The organism is Methylobacterium indicum (assembly GCF_001043895.1).
In the GTDB taxonomy this organism is placed as follows: Bacteria; Pseudomonadota; Alphaproteobacteria; order Rhizobiales; family Beijerinckiaceae; genus Methylobacterium; species Methylobacterium indicum.
Genome location: NZ_JTHF01000302.1, coordinates 1 through 5,433 on the forward strand (window position 1 = coordinate 1; position 5,433 = coordinate 5,433).

Below are 5,433 nucleotides of genomic sequence, written 5' to 3' on the forward strand. Positions count from 1 at the left end.
CGCGTCGAGGCGGGCATCCGCTACCGTGAGCGGCGCTTCGGTCTCGACTACGACAGGGCAGAACGCCTGCTCCCGCGGAGTCTCCGCTGCCAGCGGACCGCAGCGTGCCTTGAACCACTGGCGCTCCGGGGTAATTAGTGTGATCGAGGACATGCTGGTGCCGAGCAAGGTCTGCGCGAGTTTCGCCAGCACATCGAACTCGCGCTCGGGCGGCGTGTCGAGGAGGGAGGCCTCGGCCAGGGCCTGATAGCCAAGTGCCTCGCGCTGATTATCCAACATAAACCTCGTACCCTCGTCGCCAGACTCGTAAATTCAAAGCCGTCAAAGCTCTAGATGGATCAGATCAGCTGATGACGACCTTGTAGATGGTATGATCAGCCCGCATTCACACGATGGCGTCACATAATGCTACATTAAAATCTATGCCTAGGCCCACTGCGTGTATGGGCCCGGGCATTCGTCCGATGCCCGGAAGATTCCGAGGCATCTACGATGCAAAATCCAGAGCGTGCGTCAGGCGGCGATTTCGCGGACGAGCCGATCCGCCAGCCCAAACTGAGACGCAAAGCTTAAGGCGGGCATCGGGTGACCGTGCAAGTAGCCCTGTAGCTCATCGCAGCCCTTGGCGAGCAGTCGCTCCTGCTGTTCTACGGTTTCTACCCCTTCTGCGATAACGCCGAGCCCGAAGGCCTTCGCCATATGTACGATGGACCGAACGATCGCGGCGTCTTCCCGCGACTGGCCCAGATTGCGTACAAAGGATTGGTCGATTTTCAGCCGAGACAGCGGGTATCGCTTAAGCAGGCTGAGCGAGGCAAACCCCGTCCCAAAATCATCGAACGCGATGCTAACCCCGTCGGCATACAACGTCCGAAGCATTCGTAAGGCGACGTCGTTCTGCTGGAGAATTATGTTCTCTGTGACTTCAAGCTCGAGGTTTGCAGCAGGCAGACCGGTTTGCTCCAGGACCGCACGCACCTCCGCAGCAAGGTTACCGTTATGCAGCTGCAGCCCAAAAAGGTTCACGCCGATTCGAAAGCCTGGCGCGTCCTGCCGCCAGATGGCGGCTTGGGCGCAAGCGGTCTGCAGCACCCACTGTCCGACTTGGATGGCTAGGGGGCTTTTCTCGAGAAACGATAAGAAAGCGGCGGGAGATTGCAGCCCGCGCTCTGGATGGTCCCAACGCAACAGGGCTTCCGCCCCCATCAGTCGCCCGTCGCCATCGATCTGCGGCTGATAAAACAGCCGAAATTCGCCGCTTTCGTAGGCGTGACGTAGTTCACTTTCCAGCGCGTGCTGCTGTAGCGCCGCCTCGCGAAACCTCGGAGAGTAGATGCAGTGGCGCTGTCGGCCCCCGGCCTTAGCCGCATAAAGGGCGAGGTCGGCGGCCGAGAGCAGGTCGTCGGTTTGCTTCCCATGCGAAGGATAGTGGGCGACGCCGACGCTGGCGCTCAGATTGAAAGCTAGACCATCCACCGTGAAGGGGGCGGAGAGGAGTTGGATGAGACGTTCGGCTACGGTGCCTGCCCCCTGATCTACGTCGTGCTCGGAGAGGATGACTGCGAACTCATCGCCTCCAAGGCGGGCCACCGTATCCAGCGGACCAGTTGCGCTCAACAGGCGGCCTGCAACGTCCTGAAGCAAGCGATCGCCTGCCGAATGTCCCAGCGTATCGTTGACCTGTTTGAATCCATCGAGATCGAGAACTAATAAGGTCGCATCGACCTGCGCCCTAGTCACTTCATCGAGACGCTGGCGGAGGACTAAACGATTAGGTAGGGCGGTGAGATGGTCACGATGCGCCAGCCGATCTAGGCGTTCCTCGTTCGCGCGCCGACCGGAGAGATCGCGGATGATGGCGCCGAAGCTTGCGCCCCCCTCATCCTGCCACATCGATAAGGCCAGCTCGATCGGAAGCTCCGAGCCGTCCTTGCACAGAGCCCACAGTTCCACCGACTGGCCGACAAGCTTCGGTTTCCCGCCGGCGGCAACGTGTTTGAGCCCACCGCCGTGGCTGCCGCGGAGTCGATGAGGAACGATGAAGTCAATCGATTGACCCTCGGCCTCGGCGGCCGAGAACCCGAGCATAGCCTCAGCGCCCTGGTTCCAGAAGCAAATGATACCCTCGTGGTCGGCGCAGATGATGCCGGCCGGCGAAGTATCCGACATCTGACGGAAGCGGTTATCGCTGGCTTGCTGAGCGCGCGCGAGCCGCCGCAGCTCCATCTTGTCGAGGGCGAGCGTGGCCAAAAGCTTCAGGTTAGCGACATCTTCTGGCGTGAACGCCTTACGCGGGCGGGTGTCGAGAAGACAGAAGGACCCGATCGCCGCACCGGATGGGCCGATCAGCGGCGCACCGGCGTAGAAGCGGACATGCGCCGGCCCGGTCACCAGTGGGTTGTCATAGAAATTCGAGTCCTGGCTGGCGTCGAGGATAACCAGCGGCTCGTCCCGAGCGATCGTAGAATGGCAGAATGAAATGTGCCGATCGACCTCGCAGACTGAGATACCGACTCGGCTAGCGAAAAACGTATGATGGTGCGAAACAACTGACACCATCGAAGTTGGTACGCCGAACAGCGCGCGTGCTAGTAGGTTCAGCGGCTCCAGGTCTCCCTGCATGACGTCGGAGCTGAGGCCGTAGGCGGCCACTGCGCGCAGTCGCCAATCTTCACTCGGTGGTATTTGATCAACACTCACAATGTGTTCTCCCAAACGGCTGATTGCGTCTGGTTTCATCAGTGGTGCACGGGAATGATTAGACGATCCAGGTCTAGAGAGTTTTACGCCGCCTCGGAGGCCTCACGAACCTTCGTAGTCGATTGATCGACCTGCTCGGCCGCTTGGGCAATCGCTTCCATGCTGCTGGCAAGGCTGTTAGCGCCGTGCGAGGCCGTTTGCATTGATGCCGAGATTTCGTGGGTCACCGCCGACTGCTCCTCCACCGCCGCCGCGATGGCGGTTGCGACCTGATCGAGCGTCCGGATCGTGCCCTGGATCGCGCCGATAGCTTCCACCGCCTGCTGGGTTGCCCCTTGCGTCGCACCGATCTGCTGGCGGATCTGATCGGTGGCCTTGCTTGTTTGTTCGGCGAGTTGTTTGACCTCCTGCGCCACCACGGCGAAACCCCGCCCCGCTTCGCCTGCGCGAGCCGCTTCAATGGTTGCGTTGAGCGCGAGCAGATTCGTCTGACTGGCGATCGCCTGGATGAGGGCGACGACCTCGCCGATACGGGTAGCCTGTTCGCTTAAACCCGCGACGATGCCACCGGTATGCTCGGCCTGGGTAACCGCCCGCCCGGCGATCTGAGAGGCGTGCTGCACCTGGCTGCTGATCTCCGCCACCGAGACAGACAGCTCCTCGGCTCCGGATGCGACGGCCTGGATGTCGCTCGAGACTTGATGCACCGTGCCCGCTGCTGCGACCGTCTGAGTCGTCACCCCATGCACCGCTTGACTGATGGCATTGAGGTCGAGGCTGATGGCTTGAGCTTTTTCGGCCCGGCGCCGGCGCTCGTGCACCTGAGCGGTCACATCGACGGCGAACTTCACGACCTTGACCAGACGCCCATCATCGTCACGGATTGGGTTGTAGGTCGCCTGGATGAAAATTTCCCGCCCGCCCTTGGCAAAGCGGCGATACTCTGCCGCTTGGTGCTCGCCGCGGCCGAGGGCAGCCCAGAACTCGCGGTAGGCGACGCTTCCACGCTCGGACGGATCGATGAAGATGCGGTGATGCTGACCCTGGATTTCGTTCAGCTCGTAGCCCAGCGTATCAAGAAAATTGGTATTGGCATCGAGGATGGTACCGTCTGGCGTGAAGGCGATCACGGCCTGCGATCGGTGCAAGGCGGCGACCTGACCATTTGTGTCAATGCTCCGCGCCTTTTGCGCCGTGATGTCAGAGGCAAAGACGACGATGCGTACGGGCTTGCCGGAGCGGCTCAGCACGGGGTTGTAGGATGCCAGGATCCAGACCTCGCTCCGCGCCTTGGTGATCCGTTTGAACTCGCGGGTCTGCGGCTTGCCCTCGCGCAGGCTGGCCCAGAAAGCCACGCCCTCTGCGCTATCCCGCTCGTTCGGGGGGAGCAGAAGGCTATGGGGTTGGCCGATCAGTTCTTCGCGGCGGTAACCCATCAGATCGAGGAAGTTAGCATTCGCGTTGCGAATGGTGCCGTCGAGATCAAGATCGAGGCAGCCCCGCGAGCGGTTGATAGCCTCCGTGAGGGCACGCAGCCTGGACCGAAACAACGACATCGACGCGTCCCCCGGCAACGGCGACAGCAGCGCCGCTTGATGCAAACACATAGCCGCTCATCATTAAATCAAGAGTTAAAATGCCGTGCGGGGAAAAATTGCGCGCGCTTCGAAAGTCGTTCGGCGCACAAATTCGGCAGTGAGCATCGATGTCCGATTTAGAGCATACACGACTCGATCGGTGTTGTTCTTGCGCGATCTTGAGAAATGCCGATTTCATGCCGTTGCGGCAACCTATTAGAGGTGGCAATCTTAACCGGGGACTCGACCGAGGCGCGTTGGATGATCGCAAAAGCGCGGCCCTCTCCGCCGACCCCTTTTTTGAGCGGCGGAAAGAAAATTGCCCTAAATACAATCGGTCACAGCACAGCTAGGGTATAATATGATCGCCCCCAACCCACTCTTTTGTGCTCTCCCACTTGTCGCCGCGCTGGCGGAGGAGCTTGCATTTGCCCTCACCGCAGATCTCATGGCGGAGCAATATCGCAAGCCAAGCCCAGCCCTCGATCAGATCGCCGCAGGGAAGGCCTTTCTTGAAAAAAATCGTCACCCGGTCGGGCCACACGCTCAGGAGGTTGTCGAAATTGCGAAAGCTCAGGGAGGCTTAGCTTAAGCGCCGGGCAGGGGACCGTGCTTGGCACCTATTGCCATAATCGCGGCCTCCGTCCACTCAGTTAAATATTTCTGGTGTTGCGGACAAAGCGAGATTCGTAAAATCTGGTCCGCGCCACTGATGGGCCTTAATCAAAATGCTCAAAATATCTTACAGGCGAATAGGGTCGGAGATTGTACGGGATCAGTATTGCATCCAAATCCCATTGATCGATGACATTCCGCTTGTCACTAGGCAGGCGCGAGTTCGCCAATCGGGCTCGTAATCTATATCTGCACACTCGCTACACATTCATGTTCAGCAGTTAAAGCCTGATCATCCGGCATGATACGCTAGTGGAAGGCGAGCATCTCATTTTATCGATTTATGTCCTAAAGTAATGCGTTCAGAATGGCGACGACGTTCAATGAGTTGCCAAAGGAATGGCTCCCGAGACCGCGAACGTGGGTGCCCTGGCGCCTGAGCGATGGAACAGGGCTGTGACGCCACAGGAGACTTTTAACGCCGGTTGATCGGACCAGGGGGCTGGGGCGCCGGTGGCTCGCTGGGTGGGTCGCCCTCGGG

3 protein-coding genes and 1 pseudogene are annotated in these 5,433 nt (G+C 59.8%); 1 reads left to right on the forward strand and 3 read right to left on the reverse strand.

Annotation, left to right across the window (positions count from 1 at the left end):
- The 3 genes and pseudogenes from QR78_RS27940 to QR78_RS27950 all read right to left on the reverse strand — a co-directional run.
- A pseudogene (locus QR78_RS27940) lies at positions 1-279 on the reverse strand (deubiquitinase); the annotation flags it as partial.
- A gap of 234 nt (positions 280-513) precedes the next feature.
- On the reverse strand, positions 514-2,652 hold the full coding sequence (locus tag QR78_RS27945) for a putative bifunctional diguanylate cyclase/phosphodiesterase (protein WP_053221123.1): 2,139 nt from the start codon (positions 2,650-2,652) through the stop codon (positions 514-516).
- A 131-nt stretch (positions 2,653-2,783) separates the two neighbouring features.
- Positions 2,784-4,256, reverse strand: a complete 1,473-nt coding sequence (locus tag QR78_RS27950; protein WP_048430887.1) for a methyl-accepting chemotaxis protein — start codon at positions 4,254-4,256, stop codon at positions 2,784-2,786.
- Positions 4,257-4,638: 382 nt separating this feature from the next.
- On the opposite strand from QR78_RS27950, the gene QR78_RS34500 reads away from it, so the two are divergent.
- Positions 4,639-4,869 (forward strand): hypothetical protein, encoded by a 231-nt coding sequence (locus tag QR78_RS34500; RefSeq protein ID WP_125900882.1) that lies wholly within the window; start codon positions 4,639-4,641, stop codon positions 4,867-4,869.
- The last annotated feature ends 564 nt before the right edge of the window (positions 4,870-5,433 follow it).